This window comes from Cupriavidus necator A5-1 (assembly GCF_000744095.1).
Classification (GTDB): domain Bacteria; phylum Pseudomonadota; class Gammaproteobacteria; order Burkholderiales; family Burkholderiaceae; genus Cupriavidus; species Cupriavidus necator_A.
Genome location: NZ_JQLI01000008.1, coordinates 2,213,293 through 2,238,550, shown reverse-complemented (window position 1 = coordinate 2,238,550; position 25,258 = coordinate 2,213,293). Strand labels below are relative to the sequence as shown.

21 protein-coding genes and 3 pseudogenes are annotated in these 25,258 nt (G+C 61.9%); 9 read left to right on the top strand and 15 right to left on the bottom strand.

What is annotated here, in order from left to right; all coding sequences use genetic code 11:
• The first annotated feature begins 1 nt into the window (after window position 1).
• Window positions 2-1,699: a long-chain-fatty-acid--CoA ligase gene (locus K307_RS34465; protein ID WP_042885512.1), complete on the top strand. Its 1,698-nt coding sequence runs from the start codon at window positions 2-4 to the stop codon at window positions 1,697-1,699.
• Between the two features lie 431 nt (window positions 1,700-2,130).
• On the opposite strand, the gene K307_RS34460 is transcribed toward K307_RS34465, so the two are convergent.
• From K307_RS34460 to K307_RS34445, 5 genes and pseudogenes are all read right to left on the bottom strand, one after another.
• Window positions 2,131-3,126, bottom strand: coding sequence for an IS110 family transposase (locus K307_RS34460; RefSeq protein WP_042885511.1), 996 nt, complete (start codon window positions 3,124-3,126; stop codon window positions 2,131-2,133).
• A gap of 332 nt (window positions 3,127-3,458) precedes the next feature.
• A pseudogene (locus K307_RS46795) lies at window positions 3,459-3,774 on the bottom strand (transposase); the annotation flags it as partial.
• Window positions 3,775-3,933: 159 nt separating this feature from the next.
• Window positions 3,934-5,121, bottom strand: a complete 1,188-nt coding sequence (locus K307_RS34455; protein ID WP_042885510.1) for a lipid-transfer protein — start codon at window positions 5,119-5,121, stop codon at window positions 3,934-3,936.
• Between the two features lie 45 nt (window positions 5,122-5,166).
• Window positions 5,167-6,306 (bottom strand): acyl-CoA dehydrogenase family protein, encoded by a 1,140-nt coding sequence (locus K307_RS34450; protein ID WP_042887778.1) that lies wholly within the window; start codon window positions 6,304-6,306, stop codon window positions 5,167-5,169.
• A 128-nt stretch (window positions 6,307-6,434) separates the two neighbouring features.
• Complete coding sequence (locus K307_RS34445) at window positions 6,435-8,750, bottom strand: LuxR C-terminal-related transcriptional regulator (protein ID WP_230626253.1); 2,316 nt, start codon at window positions 8,748-8,750, stop codon at window positions 6,435-6,437.
• Here K307_RS34445 and K307_RS50015 point away from each other — a divergent pair.
• Window positions 8,730-9,074, top strand: coding sequence for a hypothetical protein (locus tag K307_RS50015; protein ID WP_230626251.1), 345 nt, complete (start codon window positions 8,730-8,732; stop codon window positions 9,072-9,074). The genes K307_RS34445 and K307_RS50015 overlap by 21 nt on opposite strands.
• A gap of 538 nt (window positions 9,075-9,612) precedes the next feature.
• Window positions 9,613-10,237 (top strand): annotated as a pseudogene (locus K307_RS51255) (DUF4158 domain-containing protein); the annotation flags it as partial.
• Window positions 10,238-10,955: 718 nt separating this feature from the next.
• Here K307_RS51255 and K307_RS34435 read toward each other — a convergent pair.
• Both K307_RS34435 and K307_RS34430 read right to left on the bottom strand, forming a co-directional pair.
• Window positions 10,956-11,420: a hypothetical protein gene (locus K307_RS34435; protein WP_042885508.1), complete on the bottom strand. Its 465-nt coding sequence runs from the start codon at window positions 11,418-11,420 to the stop codon at window positions 10,956-10,958.
• Between the two features lie 252 nt (window positions 11,421-11,672).
• Window positions 11,673-11,926: pseudogene (locus tag K307_RS34430) on the bottom strand (H-NS histone family protein).
• A 58-nt stretch (window positions 11,927-11,984) separates the two neighbouring features.
• Between K307_RS34430 and K307_RS50725 the strand changes: the two are divergent.
• Entirely contained in the window at window positions 11,985-12,332 is a 348-nt protein-coding gene (locus tag K307_RS50725; RefSeq protein WP_042885507.1) for a hypothetical protein, read from the top strand.
• A gap of 33 nt (window positions 12,333-12,365) precedes the next feature.
• Here the strand turns inward: K307_RS50725 and K307_RS34420 are convergent, their stop codons facing one another.
• The 5 genes from K307_RS34420 to K307_RS34395 form a co-directional block, all read right to left on the bottom strand.
• Window positions 12,366-12,932 carry a hypothetical protein gene (locus K307_RS34420; protein WP_155301319.1) on the bottom strand — a complete coding sequence of 189 codons (567 nt, stop codon included), beginning with the start codon at window positions 12,930-12,932 and terminating at the stop codon, window positions 12,366-12,368.
• Between the two features lie 2,601 nt (window positions 12,933-15,533).
• The gene (locus K307_RS34410) at window positions 15,534-16,595 is read right to left on the bottom strand and encodes an HNH endonuclease (protein WP_042885504.1); all 1,062 of its coding nucleotides are present in this window, start codon (window positions 16,593-16,595) and stop codon (window positions 15,534-15,536) included.
• A 2-nt stretch (window positions 16,596-16,597) separates the two neighbouring features.
• Entirely contained in the window at window positions 16,598-16,990 is a 393-nt protein-coding gene (locus K307_RS34405; RefSeq protein ID WP_042885503.1) for an HIT family protein, read from the bottom strand.
• Between the two features lie 224 nt (window positions 16,991-17,214).
• The gene (locus tag K307_RS34400) at window positions 17,215-17,475 is read right to left on the bottom strand and encodes an H-NS family nucleoid-associated regulatory protein (RefSeq protein ID WP_042885502.1); all 261 of its coding nucleotides are present in this window, start codon (window positions 17,473-17,475) and stop codon (window positions 17,215-17,217) included.
• Window positions 17,456-18,628 carry a DNA-binding protein gene (locus tag K307_RS34395; protein ID WP_042885501.1) on the bottom strand — a complete coding sequence of 391 codons (1,173 nt, stop codon included), beginning with the start codon at window positions 18,626-18,628 and terminating at the stop codon, window positions 17,456-17,458. Before K307_RS34395 ends, K307_RS34400 begins: the two co-directional genes overlap by 20 nt.
• 736 nt (window positions 18,629-19,364) lie before the next feature.
• Here K307_RS34395 and K307_RS34390 point away from each other — a divergent pair.
• Complete coding sequence (locus K307_RS34390; protein WP_051975292.1) at window positions 19,365-19,715, top strand: DUF1778 domain-containing protein; 351 nt, start codon at window positions 19,365-19,367, stop codon at window positions 19,713-19,715.
• 16 nt (window positions 19,716-19,731) lie between these two features.
• Window positions 19,732-20,163, top strand: coding sequence for a GNAT family N-acetyltransferase (locus K307_RS34385; protein ID WP_051975291.1), 432 nt, complete (start codon window positions 19,732-19,734; stop codon window positions 20,161-20,163).
• A 312-nt stretch (window positions 20,164-20,475) separates the two neighbouring features.
• On the opposite strand, the gene K307_RS34380 is transcribed toward K307_RS34385, so the two are convergent.
• The gene (locus K307_RS34380; RefSeq protein ID WP_042885500.1) at window positions 20,476-20,991 is read right to left on the bottom strand and encodes a hypothetical protein; all 516 of its coding nucleotides are present in this window, start codon (window positions 20,989-20,991) and stop codon (window positions 20,476-20,478) included.
• Between the two features lie 178 nt (window positions 20,992-21,169).
• On the opposite strand from K307_RS34380, the gene K307_RS34375 reads away from it, so the two are divergent.
• The 3 genes from K307_RS34375 to K307_RS34365 all read left to right on the top strand — a co-directional run bounded on the left by K307_RS34375 (window position 21,170) and on the right by K307_RS34365 (window position 23,141).
• Window positions 21,170-21,406: a type II toxin-antitoxin system Phd/YefM family antitoxin gene (locus tag K307_RS34375; protein ID WP_042885498.1), complete on the top strand. Its 237-nt coding sequence runs from the start codon at window positions 21,170-21,172 to the stop codon at window positions 21,404-21,406.
• Complete coding sequence (locus tag K307_RS34370; RefSeq protein WP_042885497.1) at window positions 21,406-21,783, top strand: type II toxin-antitoxin system VapC family toxin; 378 nt, start codon at window positions 21,406-21,408, stop codon at window positions 21,781-21,783. Before K307_RS34375 ends, K307_RS34370 begins: the two co-directional genes overlap by 1 nt.
• Before the next feature lie 101 nt (window positions 21,784-21,884).
• Complete coding sequence (locus K307_RS34365) at window positions 21,885-23,141, top strand: tyrosine-type recombinase/integrase (protein WP_042885494.1); 1,257 nt, start codon at window positions 21,885-21,887, stop codon at window positions 23,139-23,141.
• A gap of 207 nt (window positions 23,142-23,348) precedes the next feature.
• Here K307_RS34365 and K307_RS34360 read toward each other — a convergent pair whose 3' ends face one another.
• Both K307_RS34360 and K307_RS34355 read right to left on the bottom strand, forming a co-directional pair.
• Window positions 23,349-23,819 (bottom strand): GNAT family N-acetyltransferase, encoded by a 471-nt coding sequence (locus K307_RS34360; RefSeq protein WP_042885492.1) that lies wholly within the window; start codon window positions 23,817-23,819, stop codon window positions 23,349-23,351.
• A 476-nt stretch (window positions 23,820-24,295) separates the two neighbouring features.
• Entirely contained in the window at window positions 24,296-25,192 is an 897-nt protein-coding gene (locus K307_RS34355; RefSeq protein ID WP_196251635.1) for a SphA family protein, read from the bottom strand.
• Window positions 25,193-25,258 lie beyond the last annotated feature (66 nt).

Below are 25,258 nucleotides of genomic sequence, written 5' to 3'. Positions count from 1 at the left end.
CATGCCGCAACTAACACGACATTTCGCGCACTGGCCCGCCGGCGTACCCCGCTCGCTGGAGGTGGCGGACTGCAACCTGTTCTGCCACCTCGAGGAGTCTGCAACGCGCGTGCCCGACAAGCCGGCCGTCGTGTTCTACGGCCATCGAATGACGTTCCACGATCTGCATGCCGCCGCCATGGCCTTGGCCGGCTATCTTCAGCATCGACTGTCGGTGCGGCAAGGGGACCGCGTACTGCTATTGATGCAGAACTGCCCTCAGTACATGATTGCCTTCTATGCCGTCATGCGCTGCGATGCCGTGGTCGTTGCCATGAATCCCATGAGTACGCGGGAGGAAATGGAGTACTACGCGCGCGACAGCGGCGCGCGCGTAGTGATCGCGACCCAGGACCTGATAGACCCCGTTACCGGCCTGCTCGAACAGGATGTGCTCGACGGCTGTGTAGTGGGCCTGGCGGGTGAGTTCGCCGGCAGGCCCAAGGACGTGCCCTATCTCGCCATCCCCGGCTTCGTCACCGAACCGCGGCAAGGTGCGATGCATCCGCGCATGCATGATTTCTCGCAGGCGTTGGCCGCCGGCATCGCGCCGCTGCCCGTGCGCGCCCGGGGCCGCGACCTCGCAGTGATCGGCTACACGTCCGGCACAACGGGCAAGCCCAAGGGTGCGATGCTCAGCCATGCCAACTTCGCCTACACGCTCGCGCATCGTGAGCACTGGCAATCGGACCGCGCCGATGAGGACGAGTTGCTGACGCTGCCAGTCAGCCACCTGGCTGGCATGCGCGCGATGAACCAGGCCGTGCGGCTGGGCCGCACCCTCGCAATGCTGACGCGCTGGGACGCCAACGCCGCGCTGGAATTAATCGAAAGGCTGCGGCTGCGCTCATGGGCGGCCGTGCCGACGATGCTCGCGGAGTTATTCGCACGGCCCGATATCGACCAGCGTGACCTTTCCTCGCTGACGCGCATCTACGGCGGCGCGTCAGCCATGCCGGAGGCGCTGGCGCGCAGGATGCAATCGCGGCTCGGCATTCCATTTCTGGAAAGCTACGGCCTCACGGAGTTTTGCGGCATGTCGCACAGCAATCCGCCGCAGGCCCCAAGGCGACAGTGTGCCGGGGTTCCCGTGATCAACTGCGATGCCCGCGTGATTAATCCCGAAACGGGCGTCGAGTTAGGGACCAATGAGCCAGGCGAGATCGTCATGCACGGGCCGACCATGTTTGGCGGCTACTGGAACAAGCCGGAAGCGACGGCCGCGGCCTTCATCGAGCTCGACGGCAAGCGGTTCCTACGCAGCGGCGACCTCGGCTACCATGATGAGGACGGCTACTTCTATATTACGGATCGGCTCAAGCGCATGATTAATGCATCGGGCCTGAAGGTGTGGCCCGCCGAGATCGAATCGATCCTATACGGGCACCCAGCCGTGCAGGAAGCGTGCGTGATCTCCGCCTTCGACCCGCATCGCGGCGAAACGGTAAAGGCGCTCGTGGTGCTCCGCCCTGCTTCGCGCGGCATGGTCCAGCCACAGGCACTGGTCGACTGGGCCCGAGGGTGCATGTCTGCGTACAAGGTGCCGCGCACGGTGGAGTTTGTCGATAGCTTGCCAAAGACGTCGACGGGAAAAATCCTCTGGCGCGAAATGCAGTTGGAGCAGGACGAGCGGGATCGGGAGGCGCGGGGGCAAGTTTAAAGGTTGGGGGCTGTTCCTGATGCAGAGGCCGGCGTGGTATTTGCCGGTCTTTTTTGGTTCTCATATGAACGCGCCTGGTCCTTCCAGGTGAACGCAAGGTCAGGCTCGACAGAGGGTTGGTTGCAGACTCATACATGGCCCCCACCCCTCTTTGCCAAATGACCTGCTCTACGGCGCACAGGAGATGGATTGCTTATATACATACGGCCTGTACGTTGGCGCTCGTATAGGCCTGGCCCCAATGGATTGCGCTCGGTGACACCTTCATATATCCACGGCCTTGTAGGCCCTAAGTCTGCGCAGGATCTGTCACCGACGGTCCAACCTGTTTGCCATTGAGTCAAATCACTTGTGCAATCGATGATGGGTTCAATTCTTCCTTTTGTTGCTGGATCTCTGTTACAGAGCGAGTCTCACGCGGGTGCGTAGTCTTACTCCTTGGCTAACAGCACCCAAATTGTTCGGGCGGTCTTGTTCGCCAATGCCACTACTGGGATATTCGTGCCGCGTCTGTCCCGCAGTTCGTTGATCCAGCGCGATAGTGCATCATGCCGGTTGGGAGCTTGTTGTACGACAGCACGAGCGCCATGGACGAGGAGCATGCGCAGGTAGCTGTTTCCTCGTTTGGTGATGCCAAACAGACGTTGCCTGCTACCAGACGAATGCTGGCGAGGAGTAAGCCCAAGCCACGCGGCGAATAGTCGCCCATTCTTGAACGCCCTCGCATTCCCTGCGGCTGCGATGATCGCCGTGGCGATCATCGGGCCGACGCCGCGGATCTTCTCCAGACGTTGACACTGAGCGGAAGTCCGATGTATCTGGCGAATCTTGTTGTCATATCGCGCGATCTGTTCATCGAGTTGCTTGAGTCGCTCGTACATGTCGCACAGCATTCCCTTGGTGAGTTCCGTCAACTCTGTGGTCGTGTCCGCGACGATCTCGGGGAGGTGCCGCTGTATTTGCAGCGAGCTTTGAGCAATGACGATGCCGTATTCGGCAAGCAGGCCACGAATCTGATTGATCTGCGCGATGCGATCTCGCATCGGCAAGCTTCGGATCCGGTGCATGCATTGAACGTCTTGCTGTTCGATGCCATTGATTGCCACGTAACGCATCGTCGGACGAGAGGCCGCTTCGACGATTGCCTCGGCGTCATTGCAGTCGTTCTTCAGAGATTTGACAAACGGCTTCACGAACTTCGGAGCAATCATCTGGACCTGGTGTCCCATAGCCATGAAGCGACGCGCCCAGTAGTGGGCGCCGCCACATGCTTCCAAGACAATTCGACAGGCTGGCAGACGGACTATTGTCTCCAGCAGCTTTGAACGACTTACCCGGCGACGCAGCACCGGCTTGCCATGCTCGTCTACTCCATGGATTTGAAAGACGTTTTTCGCAAGATCGATACCAACAAGCGCGATGCTCATGATGGACTCCCAAGTAGCCTAATAGCTACGTTTCCATGCCCCCGTCTCTCGAGACTTCATGATCGCATGGAGTCTCGAGAGACGGGGGAGGGATGGGGCCATTCCACTATATCCGGCCTCATCGTGCAGGCCATGCCTGCGGGTCCTGATGGAATTCGCCGAGAGCCCTCTCACACCAAAGCAGGCTTGCGCTCTTGCAGTCCACCCTGTCACGCCATCATCTATCCGCTTACCATCGCAACTTGCTGACGAGGATTCGTCAGGCGTACAAGCTACACCGGCTTCACTGACACGTGGTTCTTTTCAAATGTGGTTCCGTGCACTAGCAGCGCCTAGGCAGTGCGAACCATTTTGTTGGCTAAGGCCACGGCGGCGACGTTGGTCGGTCGTCTCTGGCGCAGACGATCGCACCAGATTCCCTTCTCTTTCGATTGGAATAGCATCCGTGCGCGAGCGCTGGTAAACATCGCGGCGGATGCTAATGCCTCCGAGCTGGACCTTGCCCGCTGTACCGGTCTGGCGAGGTACCAGGCCGAGGAAGGCGGCCAGCTCTCTTCCTGACTTGAAGGCTTTGGCGTCTCCGGCGGTAGCAATTGGCGCAGTGGCCGTGAGCCTGCCAATGCCCGGGATGACGGCGACCGTTTGACAGTCCACCTGGCGCTTCTTGCAATCAGTCAATTGCCGTTCCAGCCGGTCATCTACCAGGTCTGTTCCCAGTACAAGCTTCCAGTGTCACCCTAGGCAAAAAAGAAGCCGCCGGACGCATTCAAGCGTCGCGGCGGCCGAAGTCCGACTCTGTACAAAAGCTTAGTTCTTGCCGTAGAGCGTCACCACGCAGGCGCCGCCCAGACCGATGTTGTGGGCGAGTGCGAGTCGCGCACCCTCCACCTGGCGCTTGTCGGCGCCGCCGCGCAACTGCTGCGTCAGCTCATAGCACTGCGCCAGGCCGGTGGCGCCTAGGGGGTGCCCCTTTGACAGTAGGCCGCCCGAAGGGTTGATGACGACCTTGCCGCCATAGGTGTTGTCGCCGTCGCGGACGAACTTCTCGGCACCGCCTTCGGGGCAGAAGCCCAGCGTCTCGTAACTGATGACTTCGTTCTGCGCGAAGCAGTCGTGCAGTTCGCACACGTCGATATCTTCGGGACCCACGCCCGCTTTTTCGTAGACATTGCCCACAGCGGCGCGCGTCATATGCGAGCCAACCCAGCTCAGCATCGAAGGCGGTTCGAACGCCTCGGGCGGATCAGTGGTCAGGGACTGCGCGAGAATCTGCACGTCGGTGCGCAGGCCATTCTTGCGCGCAAATCGCTCCGAGACGACGATTGCCGCCGCCGCGCCGCAGGTGGGCGGGCACGCCATCAGCCGCGTCATGACACCGGGAACCATCACGGTGTCGGCCATCACCTCCCCGACGGTCAGTACCTTGCGGAACAGCGCCAGCGGGTTGTTGGCGGCATGCCGGCTCGCCTTGGCGCGCACCGCTGCGAACGTTTCCATGCTTGCGCCGTACTTCTCCATGTACTCGCGCCCGGCACCGCCGAAAGAGCGCAGCGCCTGGCCGAGGTGGCTCATGTCTTCGGTCAGCGACTTCAGCACGGGCAAGAAGCGCGTGCGCGGGGGCGGACGGTCGTCCCAGTGCATCTTCAGCGCGCCCGGCTGCATCTGTTCGAACCCGAGCGCCAGCACGCAGTCGGCGTCGCCCGATGCAACGGCCTTGCGGGCCAGGTATAGCGCCGTTGAGCCCGTCGAACAGTTGTTGTTGACGTTGACCACCGGGATGCCGGTCATGCCAACCTCGTACACCGTGGTCTGGCCGCAGGTGGAATCGCCGTACACGTACCCGGCGTAGGCTTCCTGCAGTTGCTCGTAGCCGATGCCGGCGTCGGCCAGGGCCAGCCGCACGGCATCGGCACCCATCTCGAAGTAGTTCTTGCTGGCGCCCGGCTTCAGGAACGGGATCATGCCCACGCCGGCGACTATGACTTTCTCATTCATGGTTCAACCTGTTATTGAGACGGATTGCGGGAAATCGGTGGCGGTTCACAGCTTGCGTGAGATAAGGTCGCGCAGCACTTCGCTGGCGCCGCCCGCGATGCGGCAGACGCGGTAGTCCGTGAACGCGCGGGCGATCGGGTACTCAAGCATGTAGCCGTAGCCGCCATGGAGCTGGACCATGTCGTCGATGCATTTCCACAGCGTCTCAGTGGCGAAGAGCTTGGCGATAGCCGCTTCCTGGACGGTGAGCTTGCGCTTCATGTGCTCGCCGATGTAGTAGTCGACCATGGTCCGCACAGCTACCGATTGGGCCTTGACGTCGGCCAGCTTGAACTTGGTGTTCTGGAAATCCCAGACCGTCTGGTTGAAGGCGCGGCGGTCCTTGACGTAGTCCACCGTAATCTGCAGCAGCCGTTCGATGGCAATGGCGGCATAGATCGAGATCAGCAGGCGTTCCTGCGGCAGCTCCTGCATCAGGTATGCAAAGCCGCCGTTCTCGTCGCCGAGCCGGTTTTCCACGGGCACGCGCACATTGTCGAAGAACAGTTCGGCCGTGTCGGCGCCGGGCTGGCCCACCTTGTCGAGCTTGCGGCCGCGCTTGAACCCCGCGCGATTGGCCTCGACCATGATCAGGCTGACACCTTTGGCGCCCGCCGCCGGGTCCGTCTTGCAAACAAGCATGATCATGTCGCAGTTCAGGCCGTTGCTGATGAACGTCTTGCTGCCGTTGATTACGTACTCGTCGCCATCGCGCACTGCAGTGGTGCGGATGGCCTTGACGTCGGATCCGCCGCCCGGCTCGGTGATGCCCACCGCCATGATGGTCTTGCCAGCGCAGATATCGGGCAGCCATCGCTTTTTCTGCGCTTCGGTGCCTAGACGCACGATATAGGGCGCGATGATGTCCGAGTGGATCGAGAAGCCCGCACCCGAGATTCCTGCGCGATGCATCTCCTCCATGACCACCGCCGAGTGGCCAAAATCGCCGCCGCCGCCGCCGTATTCCACGGGGACCGACACGCAGAGCAGCCCTTCGCGGCCTGCCTTGAGCCAGGTATCGCGGTCTGTCTTGCCGGCCTTGTCCCACTCCGGCTGGCGCGGCGCGCACTCGCGCTCGAAGAACCTTCGCGCCATGGGACGCAGCATTTCATGGTCTTCCCGGAAGACCGTGCGATTCACTTCCACTGTCAAGCTCCTTTCCATGAGTAAGGTTCCGGCGGCGCGCTCCGATCCAGGCGCGCCTCTCGGATACCTCTCATGATGTCCAATCCAGCGTTGCAATTCACTAGCCGGATTGGGCAGCAAGGCGGCCGTCAGTGGGGTCTCGACGCCGAATCCATCTCAAGATCGCGCATGCGGGCCACCGCTTCGTCCCGCTCTGACACGCCGAGCTTGCTGTAGATCTTGCGCAGATGCCATTTGACCGTGTGGGACGTGACGCCCAGCACGCGCGCAATCTTCTTGTTTGGCATGGCCTGGGCGACCAGCGCCAGCACTTCGCGCTCCCGGACGTTGAGCACGTCCGTCGTGCCACCGGCATCGCGCAGGGCCGGCTGCGCGGCCGCTTCGCGCGTGCTGGCCGCCGCAGCCACGAGGCGCTTGGCGTAAAACGCCAGCACCGGGTCTAGCGCGTCAGGAGCCTGGGCTTCGAGCATGACCGGGATCTGGTCCGACACGTCGAGCAGGCTGCGAATGAGGCCGAGCTGGTGGCCAAGCCGCAGTGCCTCGAGCAACTGCCGGCGCGCCGCATCGGCGTCTCCGCGTCCGTGGTAAGCCACCGCGAGCGCTGCGTGGGCGGCGGCCATCGCCGCGCCCCGCCCCGCAGCCCTGGCGTCTTCGAGCAGCGGTTTCAGGCAGGCAATAGCACCGTCGTAGTCCTCCCAGTGCAGGTCTGCCGCTGCACGTGCGGCGTCGGCCACCCGCCGGATTTCGGCGCCGGTGCCGCGTGCCGCCGTGGCGTACCGCCGGCCGAGCGCGGTCAGCGATTCCAGAACCTCGATGGCCTCGGTGGTCGCGCCCTGCTCCAGTAGCATGCGCAGCCGCAGCGCCAGCGCGTGGGCCTGCATGCGGTCGAGCCCGCGCCGGCTGGCATAGTCGTCGAGGCGATCCAGCTGCTCGAGTGCCTCAAGGCGGTGGCCGAGCCGCCAATGCGCCGCCGCCACGGCCAGGAAGCCGCGCAGCGCCGCGTCAGGTACCGACGTCCGCTCCACCATGTCGAGGCATGGCTCCAGCTGCGTACACACTGCGTCGAGTTCGTTGAGCTCATAGATCACTTCGCCGAGCATCCCATCGACAACGGCGCCCACGTCGATGTAGAGCGTGTCGTGCCGGCCCACCTCGTGCTGCACCGCACGCAACGCGCGCTCGGCCTCCACCATGCGCCCTTCGAGGGACAGGCTCATGCCAGACAGCGCTTGTCCCGTCATTCGGCGCGCCGGCGCCACGTTGCGCTCCGCGCCTTCCTGCAGCAGCGCGCGAGCCGCATCGTAGTGGCCATGGTGCATATGCATCCACGCCAGCAGGTGGGCGCGGCCGGCGAACGCGAACGCCTGGGCATCATCGGGGATCGCTTCGAGCAAGGGTGCGATAGCATGGATCGATTCGGAGTCGTCGCGTTGCAGCGCCAGCGCTGCCTGCAGGACGCGCACAGCATAGCGCTCGCCCACGCCCAGCGCATCGAGGTCCGACTCGAACCGGCGCAACGCCGCATCGACTGCCCCAAGGTTGCCGGCGTACATGGCGAGATAGGCTGTTACGAGCCGCAGCGGAAAACGAGCCTGCACCTGCTCCGCGGGCAACCGGCGCACCAGGCTAGACACCTCGGACAGTTCGCCACGGCCCATCATTTCCACCGCGCAAGCCTCAACGATATCGGCCGCTGCCTGCACCTCCCCGGCTTGCACGGCATGGCGCACCGCGTCGTCGATGTGGCCGCGCGCGCCAAACCAGCGCCACGCGGCGCCATGCAGCGCGAGCCGGTCGGCAGGTGGCATTTCGTCAAGGCGGTGCGACAGCACCTCGCGCAGCAGCGGGTGTACGCGATACCAGGTTTCGCGGTCCTGGCTACGCACTTGGCTGATAAAGAGATTGTGGTCGTCGAGCCGCGTCAGGCGCGACGTCATGGCCGCTACCGCCTGCGGCACGCCGAGCAGCGTCGCGCAGAGCGACGCACAGAACTGGCTGCAGGTTGCCGCAATGGTCAGCAGCTGCAGGTCTTCCGGCCGCAGGTTGTCGAGCACTTCGCGCTCGAAATAGCTCGCAAACGCCTTGGCATCGCGCACGCGCACACGTGCATAACCACCGCCCTGCTTGGCATGCATGTCCACCGCGAACAGCTGCAGCCCGGCCACCCAGCCATCGGTCAGATCGTGCAGCACGCGCGCGTCGCGCCGATCGATGTGGCCCAATTGCTCGCGCAGGAAGCGCTCGGATTCCTCGGGAGTGAAGCGCAGGTCGTGAAGGTCGAACTCAACCACAAGCGACTGCGCGCGCAAACGCGCCAGCGATAGCGGAAACGCGCTGCGCGAACTGAAGACCAGATGCAGATTGGGCGGAGCGTAGTCGAGCAGGCATTGCAGCGCCTGACAGATCTGCGGACTGTTCAGGTATTGCAGATCGTCGACGATCACTGTCAGATCGCGCTGCCGGGCGGCAAGCGCCTCGACCAGGGACACGACCCAGTGTTCAAAATCCGCGCCATCGCTATCGCGCCGCATCAGCAGCGCCGCGTCGCGCACCACTTCACCGTCCACCATCCCAATGCCGGCCAGCAGGCAACTGAAGAAGCGCGTGAGTTCGTTGTCTTCCGCGGCGAGCGAGAGCCAAGCGACATCGAAATCAAGTGTCAGCAACGCTTGCCGCAACGCCACCAGGCTGCACGTCTTGCCACTGCCGGCCGGGCCTTGCAGAACGATGCAACGCTGGCGCCGCGCATCGAGGAGGCGCTGCTGTAGCGCATCCCGTGAAATTAGGCGGCGGGTCGCACGCGGGGGAACCAGTTTCGTACTGGCGACGGCCTCGATGGCAAGACCCGGGGACTGGTCTGCCGCCCGGGAGTTGGTAGCGTGCTCGTGCATGTCTAACGCTGTTATTACTATCCAGGCAGCACGGGGACAGTGCTGCAGAAGTTCGTCTAACCTTATAACGTACGCCGACAAGGCAGTCGAGCGCCGACTCTGCGCCGCCTGCTGGCCGGAAGTTCCTGTGCCTGCTCAGGCACTCCTAAAAAGCAGCACCGACCTCACATGCATTTAGCCTCGCATGCCTGCGATAGGACGGATGAATCGACCGTGGACACGGGTTACGCGTGGAATCTGTACGTATGTACCGTATTCAGATCGACGCTGCAAATAGGCCTACGACCAAGATACGCCCAAATCGCTATCATAAACCCTCAGGTTATATAGAAATTAATAATCATTACCTCAGGATATAACGCGGGATTGTCACCGAACAGACTGGCTGGCCCTTCAGCGATTGCCGAGATCCTGTATGGGCACCATCGAGCGTACCGCCTACCCGCGTTTCCCGAAGGTCTTCTCCATCAAGGAACTGCGGGCTTGCTACTCACCAAGCACGGAAGAACTGGACTGGGCTACCCGATCCACACGCGGGCAGGAATCACGGCTTGGTCTGCTGGTTCTCCTCAAGGTCTTCCAGCAGCTACACCACTTCCCAAACCCTCGACACGATTCCCGCAAGCGTGACTGAACTGGTGCGCATCAGCGCCGGGCTCAGCCCAGGTACCAGGGTCGGCTACGACCGTAAGGTGTCGCCGACCTTGTTCCGGCACTACACGGCCGTGCGAGAGTTCCTCGGCATCCAGACCTACATCGGTACCGATGCCAATGAGATAACTGTCCGCGCGGCACGCGACGCCGCCGAAACGATGGACCAGCCCGTTGACATCATCAATGCGACCATCGATGCGCTGGTCCTGCGTCAGATCGAACTGCCAGCCTTCTCCACGCTGGATGCCATTGCCGAGCAGGTCCACGCTCGCACCCAAACCGCCCTATTTCGCCGCGTCGCACGACGCCTGTCCCAGGAGGAGCAGCACCGGCTTGACCGGCTGCTGACCCGAGAGTTCAGATCGACGTCGGCGGCGATCCACTCGCGGTGCAGGGCTTCGTTCTTCAACACCACTGCCAAGGCGGCAAGAAGTGTGCACGACTGGCTGGTCGACTCCCATTTCAGCCCTTCGGCCAGACGCAGCATGACCGAGCGGTGTGCGCGGAAATGCCGCCACAGCAGCGGCAAGTAGTTGTTGCCACTGAAGGCACGGACCTCCGCGCAGCTCTCGCGTAGGGGCTCCAAATTGCCCGAGGGAGCAAGAAAGCGCCGCACTTCTCTACCGATCTGCGCATCGTCCTCGCCCTCGGCGACGATGTCGACCACACCGTCGAGCAGCGTGACAAGCTTTTCCATCTGCGCGCGCCGGCGGGACTGGATTTGCTCCAACTCTTCCCGTGCCGCTTGTGGATAGCGCTCATGCGTCGGATGAACATTTCGGCGAGATCGTCCCGCACCCGCACGCGCATGTGGTTGAGCAGCGCTACCATCAGGGTATAGCGTTTCTCCGGCGCGAACGAGTGCGCCCGCACCACGCCCTGCCGAGCCACGAGTGATTCGCCGCACGCTGGGCACACGCACCCACACGCTTTGCCGTTGGGCACCGCGTCGATATGGCGCAGTAACCCACTCGCGTCCAGCGCGAAGGTCAACATCGCTTCGTTGCCGGCATGCAGCGTCAACGAGGGGGGATACTCAATAAGGTCGGTCAGTGCGTGTGCTCGGGGATCGCTTTCCAATGCGGCCTCCCTTCCCGCCAACGCTCACAGCAGGTGGGTCTTCAGAACCATTTGGAACGCCTCTTCCGGGGACATCCCCTCCATCACCAGCATCACAAGCTCATCTCGGTAGTTGCGGATTTCGTTAGGCAGTTCTGCCTTATGGGCCCGAAAGTGAGCCGCCACCATCTCGAGGGCCTCTGGCTCTTTCGGCTTCTGCTTAACGGGCGTGGCATCTGTGTCGAGCAACGAGTACGAGCCAATCAGTGAACTCCTCTTGCTCTGAGCTTGGCGCTCCCCCAGCTTGCCGAGGGCATTTGCCACCCAATACCCACCCCAAGTATTCACGATGTTCTTGCCGAGGGCAGCGCACTGAATCTCATAGCGGCGCCGCCATTCTGGGTTGCTCTCTATCGCACCGAAGACTTCATCGATGACGTGTTCCGTGTACGGAGTGGGCAAGGTGTTCAGTACTTCTCGCACCAGGGATTTGACGTCGGCAGTTTTCATATGCTCCTCGCGTGAGGCCTATCGATCAGGCATTCATCAACTCGGCCAGCGCGTGGTGTCGCCTGGCGTCGGCCGGCACTCATCGTTGGCATCCATGGGGGCGCGCTAGCGTGCGGGGCCGATTCCGACGCCGCAGTTTGGGCACACAGGACTACGAGGGACGCCCGGGATTCGCAAATATCTGAAGCTTCAGATATTTGCGAATAGCGGCCAACCCTCCTGTACTCGCCGATCGCGAACTCCCTGGTAGCGCTACCCTACCTGGAAAAATTCTACCGACTGCCCCGCGTTGACCGCCCGCTTCAGCCAGGATGGCATCTCGCCCTGCCCGTCCCAAGTCAGTCCCTCGGCGTTGCGGTAGCAGACCGGCGCAGGTGGTGGTGGTGGCGGGGGTGGGGCGGATCGACGCACCCCGCAGCTTCCAGCGCCTCCATCGTCAGCCCGTAGTCGGCCATCTGGGCCTGGATCCAACGGATCGCCTCCGCCCGCTCTTCGTTGGCTGTCATCGTGGTCGTCACTGCTTGTTGCTGCCGTCTGTCGAATTAGGGCGGCGGCAGGTGCGCCTTGTTTTTCGTCCTGCTGTTCATCCAGTCTTTCGGCCGGCTTGTCGTTCGGCTCCGCGGTCGGAGCCGGGCTCCCGGCCTTGCGCCGCCGCCCACCACCATCTCGCTCGGGCGGCCCCATCCGCAATTCTGCCAGCAGCTGACGCGCGAGCGCCGCTTCGGCTTCGGCGCGCTCGGCCCGGCGCTGGGCCGCGGCCAGCTCGGTGTGAATAGCGTCCAGGTCGTTGGCCGCTTTCCGCTGCGCCTGCTCGGCTGTACGCTCCGCGTCCAGTTGGCCTGCGACCAAGATACGCCCTTACGCTCTGCTGCGCATAAGGCTTTATCTTGGCCGGAGGCGCTCAGGTGCTAGGCGGCGTATTTGTCAAGGCTCATTCAACTGAGCCTATCGTGCAGAGTTAAACCGCTGTAAGGCGGCCTCGCGCTCCAACTTCTCGCGGATTGCGGCGCGCTGCCTCTGTACCGTTACCGGACTATACGATGCGTGGACGAGCCAGTATTTTTTTCGAACAAAATCGTCCGCACCCCTGTAGTCATCTCTTAGGGTCGGTGTAAAACTAATCACCCTCATTCGATCCGGAGACTCGAAGCAGCCGTCAAGCCAAAGTATCGGATCTATCGCATGATCCCGGACAGCGCATTTCTTGAGACCTAGGATTCGGTAGATATCTTCAATCCTGTCATTGTCGCTCTTCTCAATCCAGTAATCGATCTCCACCAGGCGGCCCGTTGATGAGTTGACTGAAATATAGACCTGGCTTACGCCCATAAATGAAGAGTCAGCGACACACCGAAAAAGCCCCTTGCTCCTTGGGTGATGACCGCATCCATTGAGGCCTTGCTTTTTGAGGGCTGCCTCAGACATCCCAAGAGTCCACTTCTCGATGGTGAAAGCCTGAACGCCTGACGCCGCGCCGAAACTCAGCGAGAGCGCGAAAACAATCTTGCTCACCAAGGAATTCAGCCATCGGTCGGATGGCCTTCTTGCGATCGACCTGTTCATCCCCCCTACCTCTTGTCTAGCGCTCCTGCAACACCGACATTACAACAGATGACACTCATCTGAGTATCGCCCATTTGGCGCACCGGTCCGATGATTACTGGTTGCGGCAGACCCACCCCGCATAGAATCCGCGTGCCCATGTGCTCGCTGCGGTCCTGCGACAGGAAGACGGCCGTCACTCCGAAGATGCCGCCAGTTCCGATACCCGCATCGTCAACCCTTTGTCACAAGTCAATACAGCCACGCCATCAGCGCCACGAAGGCCAGAAACTTGATCGCTTCTTCGCTCATGCCCCTCCAGAAATGACATGCACGCCTTGAGCCGCTGGGCCAGACCCATCAGCCACCGATGCCGTCGCGCGGTACCGGCTGGGTGGCGCGTGCCGTGGCCTTGCGTTGATTCAAAGGAGATTGGCCCCTTAGGCGTTTGCGACGCCGGCTATGATCTCGGACGGTTGTTTCGTACGATCTTCCTGATCGACTAATTGAAGGACGGAGGTCGCCGGCCCACAATCGGAAGCCATGCGCGCATTGTAGGTGCCTCATTAGACTCTCGTTGGGAAGCGTCTTCGTTGCCCCCCGCTTTGGCGCGGTCTCCAATAAGGTCAGGCGATCGGGCTGCAACTCCAACCAACAAAGGGCTCGAGGCTGACTCATAACCGTATCAATCTGCAGGAAAAGGACGATCACCCCTTAATGGACGCATCCACGCCAGTCTCCCTCGGGCCACCCCCCCGGGACGATGGCAAACCGGACGACGGCCCTGGGCCCGCTCCGTGCCAGCGGCGGTGTTCCGGGTCGAGTCGCTCCTTCGGATCCGCCATAACGTGGCGTCATACTCCATTGAGCTTCGGCAATGGCTGATCTCTTCACCGTGACCCGGGATCGTAACCCAGGACTTCTATTGCGCGATCGCGACTAATGGAGGTGACATTAAAATCTGGCGCATACATCCACATTTGACCAGGCATCGAGACTTCAAAGAAGTAACGCGAATTCTGTTCCGTCTGCGCTATCACGTCCGAAGTGGTGGACGTGACGTGAATGCGTCCTACTGGCACTTTGGTAGTGAGATAACCTCCCGGGCCAATACGGCCGATCAAATATCGGTCAACATAGACCGGTGCCGTAATTGCAGAACCGAAAGCACTATTGCTTCTGACTACGTAAATTGTCGCGGTAGGTCCTCGACCTTCCTCCAGACTCGGGTAGTTTTGAAATTTTGTGGTGCTCGCGCACGCGGCTAAAAGCAGAGTCGCAACCAGAACGATTAGTTGTCTCATTTTCGCATGCCATTCATAAGGCAGAAGGAGAGTCGAACTCAGTAGTGAGCTAACGGCGTCACATCCCTCACTCGCGGGCGATGTCACGCCAGGGCGGTAGAAGCAGTGAAAATTCTGGGCGCCCCATCGCCACGATGGAATACGTCAAATGGATGAAGCGGCCGCTGGACCCGTACCCCGATAAGGTCCGCATCCATGCCTTGAGGTAACCGGTAGACGACCCGATCCACACGCGGGGAGAAATCGCTCCCTTCACCCTCAACAGCAGGCGGTGCGTCATTTAGCCTTACATCAACGCCCGGCGAACCCTCGCGGGTAACGTCGCGACGGGGGTGTTTCCCAGTCGAGGAGGTCATGTCTCGAGGTAACGCGAAGAACCACGCTTTCCTGCACGATGGCGTGGGCCGCTAGCGCGCTGTCGTCGGTCTATAGCGTTCAATTTACAGTGACAGGTATTCCCCATCGATCTCGAATCTGTGTTTGGCTGGCCCCGGAAGCGTCATGCAGCGGCCTGGCCATCTTCCGCCCTCCCTCCTCGTCCCTCGATCGATGGCCGTGTCAGCACCGACTTTCTCCAGTTCGGAGCGAGCCTCAGTTACGGCGGTTCCCGGCCCGACTACAATTGACCTTTCTTAAGTGGATGACCGCGTTTCGGCCAGACTCAGCCTTTTGGCCGCGCGCAGTCGAATGGCTAAAGGGTCGGGGAAGAGACAACCGGATAGAGTGCGGAGATCCATGCGCCTGCCGCACCGCACTGCCCCTCCAAAGATGAAGACCTCTCGCCGGCGACAAGGTTGGCGATGCCGCAGACCGTTCGTCGGACGTACCCAGCAATTATGTCTAAACCCTGAATTGCGTGAATCAGTAGCCGCAGGCCGTGGGGGCCTCTCAGCCCGCGGTATGGCTGCAGTGTCGAGCTGTTCCTCGCCTGACCGGGCTAGTCATTCGATGTCCAATCGTCGTCGGTTGGCGCGAGGCCAATTTGATTGGCCGTCAGATAGGGCCCCAATTCGGGAATGTCAACCAGCGGAGTTGGCATACCGGCTGACACCAGTTGGGCGCGGTCATCGAAAATTGCAACGCTAGGCTCACCCGCCAGGCGCGACTGAAAGTGGGATGATCGTACTTCTCGTGTGAAATCCGGCGGTTTGATCCCAAAAACTATTGCGACTCAAGGGGCTGCAATATCGCTGGTCGCGCGAAAGGCGGACGGGATAGAGCCTTGCTGCAGGCGGATCCCCGGGTACGATAACCCCTCTTTGAATCACTAAGCACCAAAACACCGCATATAGGACGAGTCCACTACCTCAAAGCGCTTTGGTGCTATCCAGGCGGAGCCGCCGCTCGCCAAAGCACTGCCGTATCCCCAAAGCGCGACGCGACGCGTGATTTCGGGCTCTGAGGGGAATCCCAGGCCAACAGCTACCTCGGCAAGATCGTCAGACCTCAACTCGAGGCGCTGTAGCCATTTCTCAAGATGGCGCTTTGCCGCCAGCATGTCGGACTTGCTGCGATTGCACTCCGGGTGTGCCACGACGAAATTGTGTGCCAGGTCGCGCGGATACAATGTGAAGGGGATAAAGTGGTCGACGTCCATGTTTGCCACCGCTGACCCGCAATAGAAACACTTAGCTCCGTCCACCAAGCGCAGACGTTCCCCGAGCGCCACGAGGGATTGCCTGGACGAATGGAAGAGAAATTCCCCCAAGTCGTCTGCATCGCCCAGGATGGCTTGGTTTCGCCTGTTAACCTTAATATGATCGATCCAATGGGACCTGGCTAGTTGCTGGATGAGCTGCTGGAACCGCCGCAGGCAATATGTCACTCCAGGATGAAGACGTATCCTTCCCGGACCTGCTCGCTCATATATAAATGGGTCCGTTCCCCCACCAAAGTTCTGCAGGTAAGTCAGGGGTTGCGCCGACACGGTTTCCGTCACTTTGCGCAACAAGTCCCTGTAGTTGGCATGCTTTGCAGCGAGTTGTGGACTCGATGCAGATACGCGAGCTCGAAATTCGGCAATAGCCGATATCACCCTTGCCTGGGCTCCGGCGTTTTGCACCAGGATGCCTGGCTGCGAACCTGGCCGACCGACGCCATATGGACTTGTGTGATTCCAATAGAGTTGGATAAATCGCTGGCCAATCTGGCTGTTGGTCAGTAACAACTCGCGCCCGTCATCACTTCCAAGTTCAACCGCAAGATCTGCAAACGCGATCAAAAGAGCGAATTTGTACGTGGCCGTGAAATCGCCTTCGGCGAACAGCCGCTGAACCTTTGCCAGGAAGGAAAGCTGTGCTTCGGCTGTCGGCGCCGAATCCCCTTGCATGGTTAGATCCCGGTCCAGTAGTCGGCTTTTTCAGGAATAATCCAACGCACTCCACCGCGCGGATCTGCGCGATCGCCGCTGAAACGAGGTATCAAGTGTAAATGCAGGTGTGGAACAGTCTGCCCCGCCGCGGCACCGTCATTGATGCCGATGTTGTATCCATCTGGCTTATGTGAACGGTCGATGCTCGTCCGGGCAATGCTTAATAATGACATCAGGGCGAGCTGTTCAGACTCGGTGATCTCAAAAAAAGAGCGGACATGCTTCTTGGGAACGATGAGGCTATGCCCGGGAGAAATGGGGAAGCCATCGTAGATCCAGACTGCGACTTCGTTCTCAGCCTGGATCCTCTCAGGGGCAAGCCCGCAAAAGGGGCATTGAATCTTGCTGTTCATCGCTGACAGTTTCTAAGCTTTTCCATGTTCGCCCTTTTTGGGTTCAAGGATGCCACAAGACTCCACTTATTGACATGACTCACCGGTCGCAGCAAACCTGCCTTCGTAGGCTGCGCGCTCCTGCGGCTCGATGAGCGCCGGCCTCCCTGCCATGCCAAGACAAGGGAAAGCCGCTATCAAAAGAGGGGGCCAGACCCGCAGCTGAGGCTGCAACAACAGACTGCCTATCCCATCCGGAAAAACTCCACCGATTGCCCTGCATTGACCGCCCGCCGCAGCCAGTCCGGCATGTCGCCCTGCCCGTTCCAGCTCTGCCCCGCGGCATTGCGGTAGCAGACCGGGCGCGGCACCGGCGGAGGGGGCGGCGGCGGATCAAAGCACCCCGCCGCCGCCAGTTCCTCCATCGTCAGCCCGTAGTCGGCCATCTGCGCCTGGATCCAGCGGATCGCGTCCGCCCGCTCATTTTCACTTGCCTTCGTTGCCATCGTTGCCGTCATCCGGGTTGAGGGAGGCCGCAGGTGCATCCTGTTCTTTGCCCTGTTCTTTGCCCTGTTCTTCGCTCTGTGCTTGCTTCTCGGTCGGCGCCGGGCCGCCGGCCTTGCGCCGCCGCCCACCTTCCCGCTCGCGCGGCGCCACCCGCAATTCTGCCAGCAGCTGGCGCGCCAGCGCCGCTTCGGCTTCGGCGCGCTCGGCCCGGCGCTGCGCCGCGGCCAATTCCGCCTGCACCGCGTCCACGTCGTGAGCCGATTTGCGCTGCGCCTGCTCGGCGCTGGCGAGCCGATCGGCGAGCGCAGCGGCCTGGGCTTCGAGCCGGGCGCGGACCTCGGCCTGCGCCACCGCCGCGTCGCGGGCCTCGCTGCGCGCCGCCACCAGTTCGCCGCGCAACGCTTCGGCCGTGCGATCGCTCTGCTGGCGCGCGGTACGCTCCGCGTCCAGTTCGCGCAAGCTCCGCCGCTCGCTGGCTTCGGCCCGTTCCTGCGCGAGGGTCACCTGCTCGCGGGCGCGCTCGAGCTCGGTCGAGAATTGGGTGCGCAGTTCCGCCAGTTGCCGCCCGGCGGCGTCCAGTTCCGCCCGCCCCGCCTCCAGCCGGGCCTGGGTCGCCGCGTGCGCCTGCCGCTCCGCGGCCAGGTCCGCCTGCACGGCGTCGTGCGCCTCGCGCGCCTCGGCCAGCTGCGCAGAGATGGCGGCCACCTCCTCCCGGGCCGCCGCGGTCTCGGTCCGCGCGGCGTCGCGCTCGGCCTCGGCGACGCTGGCCGCATGGCGGGCCTCGGCGCGCAGCGTGGCCAGCTCGCCGGTGGCGGCCTCGTTGGCCGCCTGCCAGATGGTCTGGACCGCCCCGGCCGCAATGTCCTTCAACGAATCCGGCAAGTCGGGATGGTCGATGGTCACGCGCGTGCGCCCGCGCAGTTCCTGCCAGAACGCCTGCAGCACCTCGGCGGGCGTGCCCATGCTGCCCTTGCGCACCAGGCTGTAGAGCTTGTTGGCGGTGGGCGTGACGCCGTAGCGGAAGAACAGCAGGCCGCAAACCTCGCGGTACAGCGCGCGGGTCTCGGGAAAGCGGCTGCGCAGTTCGGCGATGTCGTTGGCCATAGCGGCCTGCAGGGCGGCGTCGGTCAGATCCAGGTCGGCAGCGGGCATCGGGAGAAAAGACTGAAAAGTGATGATAAATATTACTACGTAATACGATATATATCCAATTTTCCTGGCACTACTTTAGACATAAGTCCGCTTATGTCTACAAATATGCCTAGGGTGCCACCCTCCCTTCCGCCTCCGTTGGTTTGCATAAATTTGTTCCCGTTTTTTGCAGAATTTTGTTCCTGGGCCCCATGGGCCACCCATGGGCCCGGCTGACGGGCGCCGCGGCGTGGAGGCCAGGAGTTCCGCGACGACCCATCCGGCCCCGCCCGCGCGCCCCCGGCTTGGCACAGGGGCGCGCGCGGCGCCCCTGACGGCGACCGTCCTCGGCTTCGTAAGCCGCAGCGCGTGCCGGGCAGCGACTAACCGACCTGTTGGGAAATGAACAAAATTGCTTCAACCGTCGGCCGGAAGAACAATTTTCTGAAAAATTAGTTGGCGCAAAATTGTTCCCAGCGTCTTGGAAACGGCTAGCCGGCGGGCGACCAGCGGGAACAAAATTATGCAAACCGACGGCCCAGCCGCGCGCTATGGCCCATGGCGGTGCCATTTTGGCACATGGTTGCATTTTGGCACCACCGCGACTATGATTCAGGTATCCCTTCCAATGCCAAACATGCGGTGGCATGGAGAGCCAAAGGGATGAACGTCAGTCCGTATGTAATCCGCCCGAAGTTGGGCGACGTGTCCGCACGCCGGGAGGCGCCGAAGGACACGGAAACAAGGGAACAAAACCATGGCAACGAAGCACGAGGTCATGACAACTCAGGACCGCGGGCGCATTACGGCCCGATTAAGTGCAGAGAACCAGGAGGTTCTGCAGCTCGCTGCTGACCTATCTGGAAGTACGTTAAACCAGTTCATCGTACAAGCAGCGCTTCGCGCGGCCGAGTCGGTGATCGACCATCAAGAGACCCTCCGGGTCATCAAGCTGACGGCCGAACAGTCCCGTCGCTTCCTCTCGATGCTCGATAACCCGCCTGCGCCAAACGAAGCCTTGCAGCGTGCGATGGCACGATATAGGAAGTCGAAAGGTGAAGATACAGGTAACACATTTGAATTCGTCCCACGACCGCAAGGCGTTTGATTGCGGGAATGACGTAATGAACAGCTGGCTGCGCCAAACAGCACGCCAGCAAGACGACAAGGATCTGATCAAGGTCTACGTCGCCACAACAGCTGATGAGCCGACCAAGATCGCTGGATACTATGCGATCAACACAACCTCGATTCTCACCGAGGGCATGGTCGGCCAAAAGCTCCCGACGAGCGTACCCGCGGTGCTCCTGGCACGGCTCGCAGTAGACGCGAGCTACAAGGGTCAGGGGCTCGGCGGGTACCTTCTGATGAATGCGCTCGAGCTGACGACTGCAACGGCCGAGCAGATCGGCATTCGTTGCATTGTCGTGGATGCAATCGATGCCAACGCGGGCGCGTTCTACAAGCACTACGGGTTCGAGCAATTGACGACGGACCCCGATCGCTTCGTCATGCACCTGCAAACGGTGCGCACTGCCATCCAGGGCAGCGTCTGAAGCAAGGGGCGCCAGCAGGCGCCCCTTTTTCGCATGGTCAGCCGTCGTTATTCGGCCGGGCCTTCGGCAGGCGCTCCATCAGGCCTGCGCCTCGGCCTTAGCAGGCCTTGGCGGTCTGGTACGGTATCCACTCGGCATAGCGGCCGATAATCTCGCCCGGGCCGGTCTCACCGTCCTTCGGCAGCGCGCGCCGGCTGCTCGTCGTCTTGCTGCAGCAGCAGCACGCACGAGAGCACCGGGAACGGGGCTGGCCTGCTGCAGTCGAGTCGAATCGCCGCGGCCGGGGACACGTAGGCCGGGTGAGCCGGTCAGTCAGCCACGCGAGAGGGAATGCGCCGCCACATCGACATAGTTTAGCCAGGTCGGCAAGGGGGAGTCCGGCCCCTCGTGTAGCGCGCTGTTGCGGCAGGCCCAGACGTCCTGATCGGCATATAGGTCACCCGCCGGCGCTACCGCTGCATCCCGTCTATAGCGGATGAGGCCCAAGTCGCGCATCGCGTGAGAAACAGTGCAGAAGCCCTGCCGTTCCTGCTCCGCCTGCCGATTGGAGAGCACCACGTTCGGACGGCCCCAGCCGAGTTGAAGTTCGTTGAGCGCGATATCGTATGGGCAGATCAGGCCCGAGCGGGGGCCCTCCTCGGGGTGCACGTTGACCCAGCGGGAGAGCCATCCCACCTTAGTCAGCCTCCACCGACAGCGACAAGTGCCACGGCGAGTCTGCCGGTTCTGCATGGCATGCAGGCGCGTGACAAACGCAGACGGATTCGCCGAAGCGGCGTTGATGCGAATATAGAAGTGAAGAACTTCGGCAAAGCTGAGGTGGCTCAACCTGAGGCGGCCGAGCTGGATTTTCGCTTGCCGTCGGCCGAAGGTTTTGTTACTCGACCCTCTGGTTGCCCTTATTTTCCGTGTCCACCCCCCATGACGGGAACAAAATTAGTTTCACTGACGATCGCTTGTCGATTAGCATGGACTAAGCTAGACTAAGTCATCTTGGGAGACGATCATGCAGACGGTGAACATCCACGAGGCCAAAACCCACCTGTCGCGGCTCATCGAAGAGGTGGCGGCAGGCGACGAGGTCGTGATTGCCAAGGCAGGCAAGCCGGTGGTCCGGCTCGTGCCGTTCGCCAAGCACAAGCCCCCACGGCGCCTTGGCGGGCTGCAGGGCAAGATCCGCACGGCCGATGACTTCGACGCGCCCCTCCCCGATGAGCTGCTGGCCGCCTTCGAGGGACGGTAATGCGCATCCTGCTCGATACCCATGTATTCCTCTGGGCGGTCACCAATGACCCGAAGTTGAGCCAGACCGCGCAGCGGCTGATCCTGGAGGCCGAGGAGGTCTTCATCAGTGCGGCCAGCATCTGGGAGATCTCCATCAAGGCGGGCCTCGACAAGATCGAAGTCGATGTCGACGAACTCATCGCTGAAGTGACCGCCGCAGGTTTTCGCGAGCTGCCCGTGACGAACACGCATGCCGCCGCGGTGCGCCATCTGCCAAACCACCATCGAGATCCGTTTGATCGGCTGCTGGTCGCCCAGGCGATCACCGAACCCTTGCGACTGCTGTCGGCAGACGAACACGTCTGGAAGTATTCCGACCTCGTCATTCGGGTGTAGGGTCCAGAAACTTCGGCAATGACGGCATAGCAGCCGAAGGCGGCCCAACTCGACCGCTTCCCCGCTTCGCCGATGCTTGAAAATAAATACGGCGCCTAGTCATGGAACTGCTCCCGCTCCCACCTGCGGACGGCCCGGCCGCCCCGCTCCCGACCGCACACCCCACCCCGCTGGAGTGCCTGCGCCTGCCTCCGGCGCTGTCCGGCGCCGGAGGCAGCAACCGCGCCCCGGACCGCGCCACGCGCATCGCCGCGGCCGACGACCTCGCCGCCGTCACCGCCTGGCTCGCGCGCTATGCCGACAGCGCGGCGACGCTGACCGCCTACCGGCGCGAGGTCGAGCGCTTGATCCTGTGGGCCGCGCTGCAGCTGGGCAAGCCGCTGTCGTCGCTCACGCACGAGGACCTGCTCGCGTACGAGCGCTTCCTCGCCGACCCGCAACCGGCCGCGCGCTGGGTGCTGGCCGGCAGCAAGAAGCTCGCCCGCAGCCACCCGGACTGGCGCCCGTTTGCCGGGCCGCTGGCGCCGCGCAGCGTGCGCCAGGCGCTGGTGATCCTGAACGCGCTGTTCGCCTGGCTGACCGAAGCGGGCTATCTGGCCGGCAACCCGCTGGCCCTGGCCCGCCGCCGGCGCGCGCCTAACAGACCGCGCATCACGCGCTATCTGAGCCACGACCTGTGGGAGACGGTCAAGGACACGGTGGCGGCCATGCCCACCGACACCGCCCGCGAACGCCTGCATGCGGCGCGCTGCCGCTGGGTGCTGACCGTGCTCTACCTGGGCGGCCTGCGCGCGTCCGAGCTGACGGCCACGACCATGGGGGCCTTCTTCTGCCGGCGCGATGCCCAGGGCATCGAGCGCTGGTGGCTGGAGGTCACCGGCAAAGGCAACAAGACCCGGCTGGTGCCGGCCACCGACGAGCTGATCGCCGAACTGGCGCGCTACCGCCGCGCCAACGCCCTGCCTCCGGCACCGCAGCCGGGCGAAACCCTGCCGCTGGTGCTGCCGGTGATCGGCCGCGCGCCACGCGCGGGGCGCGGGGAGCGTAACCCGGGCCTGTCACGCGGCGCGCTGCACCTGATCCTGAAGGAAGTGTTCGGCCTGGCGGCCGCACGCCTGCGCGCGCGCGGACCCGACTGGGAGGCGCAGGCCGCGCTGCTGGCCAGTGCCTCGGCGCACTGGCTGCGCCACACCGCCGGCTCGCACATGACCGATCAGCAGGTCGACCTGCGCTATGTGCGGGACAATTTTGGGCATCAGTCGATCTCGACGACGAGCGGCTACCTGCATAGCGAGGAGGATGCGCGGCACGAGGCCACGCAGGCACGGCATCGGATCGGGTGGACCAGCGAGAACTAGCCCTTGCCCCTTTCCAGCGGAGCACCAAAGGCTGTCTTGAACGTGCTTGCGCCGGAGTAGTCTGTAATTTCACGATCATGTAATTATCGTGCCGCGATTGGCAGTACCGAAGGTAGTGGCTGCGGTAGGGACATAGACGCTTCCACGCTTCAGCGCCTCCTCTTTCAAGGAAGCAGCCAACGTCCTGGTTTAACTCCTGAGGGCGATCTAAGCGATAGGACGTTGCATCCTTACGACCTCTAATTTGGCGGCAGGCTTCCCCTGTGGTGAATAGCCATGGCCGACGACCTTGAACCCACGTCGCTCGTAGAAAACTCTCGAGTTCGGGGTCGCCTCTAGGTAAGCACGCACGTAACCCGCACGACTAATCTGTGAAATAGCATGTTCCAATAGCGCAGTGCCCAAACCTCCCATCGTCCGGGCCGGCCGCACGAAGAGTTTGGTCACAGTGTCGCCAACAGCCTCGACAAAACCTTGAACGTCGCCATCGTCGACAACCCATACTGAACCGTTCGCAATCCCGGCCAGGTACATAGACTCATCATACGCCTCTAACCATCCATCGACTTGTCGGCGAGTATAGTAACCAGTGCAGAGGATCATCACCGCATCTCGATGGACCGCACGCATACGAGCCGCATCGGTTACCGCAGCTGCACGGATTTTCAACGCATGCATCAGTTGATCTCCATTCATGTGCCATAGGAGCGCCGACAAGGACCGTTTCCATCCCATTACTCCGGTTGACTGCAACTAAAGATCGCACCGGCCTAGCATATCGCGCTGTCAGATCAACCCGCGACCACCACAATGATTAGCGAAAGATGGCAGGTCGTCTGGATCGCCCTGAAACGCCGTTCCACCAATTCTGATTGCGCTAGGTAAAGGGTCATACGAACCATCGATTGACGCCCGCAAAACTGCCGGGCCGGATGTCGAGATGCGGGCGGTAGCACGCAGAACATCGACAACGCTGATCGTGCCCTTGCCGGAACAGCCCTGTAACGACCAGATGCTTGCATCGTCGCAGGGCCAGCAACGGCAGGCCGTCAGCAACCATTGGCTGCGAAGCGCTCGTATTCCGCGCCAGTCCGCGCGCGCCGCTGCCGTACTGCCCACGCCCCGGCGCGCATCGCGATGCACACAATGGAGCTTCAGAACTTAAAATAGCCGTTTAGCCAGACCGTGTCGGTACTTGCGGCATTGCGACTGTAAACGCTACGCTGCCAACTCAGAAAAGCGCCCCACTGCGGAGTTCCGATACCGATCTGGGGCCCTACGGTGATCGACTTGGTGCGATGGCCATCGCCAAACGCTGCCGCCCCGTTCTGTTTGTCGTCGGTTAGCTGTGTCGCCAGATAGCCGCCGATTCCGACTAGCCATATTTTTCCGATGTGGTAGTTGATCCCGTAGTCCGCGACCAGCTGAACCCCGGACCGATAGTTTGTCGCGGGATTTTCCCCGCTGATGTTCAGGTTGATCTTGGAGCTTATTTCAAGCTCTCTGAGGGGGAACCACGTGAACGAGTATGCGAGATAGACGGTGTTTGCATTGTTCCCTGGGTTAAACGCCCGATTCTTGTCGTAGGACCCGGTACGCGGTACAAGGTCCAGCTCAACTGTCTGGAACAATGCCGGAGACTTCCAGCCCAGCAGCACACCAAACATCGGATCACCGAACCCGCGCCCGCCACTCGAAAACCCGAACGACGAGAAATGCAGCGTTCCATCTACGTAGGGAATTGCGGCCTGCAGGGCCAGGTTGCCCCCTAAAACCGGACTCTCAAAAACATGGACCATGCGAAGCGCATGGGCCTGAAGGCTTCCATCAACGCCGGGAGGTGACTCCTCCCCGTTCGCACCGCGCAAGGAGCGGATGCTCTGAAACTTGTTATAGCTGTATGCGTAGGTCCCCGGGTCTCCAAGCAGGCCGCTCATTACCGTCATGAGTCCATTTGGATAGCTCGTCGTACCGTTCTCAAGCGCACTGGCTGTATGGGTGTAGCAGGCCGCCGCAACTACGCACGCCAGCCTGATCGCTTTGATCTTCATTGTCTCCTCCATATGGGTCTTCTTTCGTATGGCCAGTCGGCCAAGCTTCATTGCATCTGACAAGTT

Bases quoted from the DNA above. Each gene is read 5' to 3' on its own strand.
- K307_RS34465 (WP_042885512.1), top strand. From the start codon at position 2: ATGCCGCAACTAACACGACATTTCGCGCACTGGCCCGCCGGCGTACCC.
- K307_RS34460 (WP_042885511.1), bottom strand. From the start codon at position 3,126: ATGAGCATCGCGCTTGTTGGTATCGATCTTGCGAAAAACGTCTTTCAA.
- K307_RS34455 (WP_042885510.1), bottom strand. From the start codon at position 5,121: ATGAATGAGAAAGTCATAGTCGCCGGCGTGGGCATGATCCCGTTCCTG.
- K307_RS34435 (WP_042885508.1), bottom strand. From the start codon at position 11,420: ATGAAAACTGCCGACGTCAAATCCCTGGTGCGAGAAGTACTGAACACC.
- K307_RS34410 (WP_042885504.1), bottom strand. From the start codon at position 16,595: ATGCAAGGGGATTCGGCGCCGACAGCCGAAGCACAGCTTTCCTTCCTG.
- K307_RS34405 (WP_042885503.1), bottom strand. From the start codon at position 16,990: ATGAACAGCAAGATTCAATGCCCCTTTTGCGGGCTTGCCCCTGAGAGG.
- K307_RS34400 (WP_042885502.1), bottom strand. From the start codon at position 17,475: ATGGCAACGAAGGCAAGTGAAAATGAGCGGGCGGACGCGATCCGCTGG.
- K307_RS34395 (WP_042885501.1), bottom strand. From the start codon at position 18,628: ATGCCCGCTGCCGACCTGGATCTGACCGACGCCGCCCTGCAGGCCGCT.
- K307_RS34390 (WP_051975292.1), top strand. From the start codon at position 19,365: ATGGCAACGAAGCACGAGGTCATGACAACTCAGGACCGCGGGCGCATT.
- K307_RS34385 (WP_051975291.1), top strand. From the start codon at position 19,732: ATGAACAGCTGGCTGCGCCAAACAGCACGCCAGCAAGACGACAAGGAT.
- K307_RS34375 (WP_042885498.1), top strand. From the start codon at position 21,170: ATGCAGACGGTGAACATCCACGAGGCCAAAACCCACCTGTCGCGGCTC.
- K307_RS34370 (WP_042885497.1), top strand. From the start codon at position 21,406: ATGCGCATCCTGCTCGATACCCATGTATTCCTCTGGGCGGTCACCAAT.
- K307_RS34365 (WP_042885494.1), top strand. From the start codon at position 21,885: ATGGAACTGCTCCCGCTCCCACCTGCGGACGGCCCGGCCGCCCCGCTC.
- K307_RS34360 (WP_042885492.1), bottom strand. From the start codon at position 23,819: ATGCATGCGTTGAAAATCCGTGCAGCTGCGGTAACCGATGCGGCTCGT.
- K307_RS34355 (WP_196251635.1), bottom strand. From the start codon at position 25,192: ATGAAGATCAAAGCGATCAGGCTGGCGTGCGTAGTTGCGGCGGCCTGC.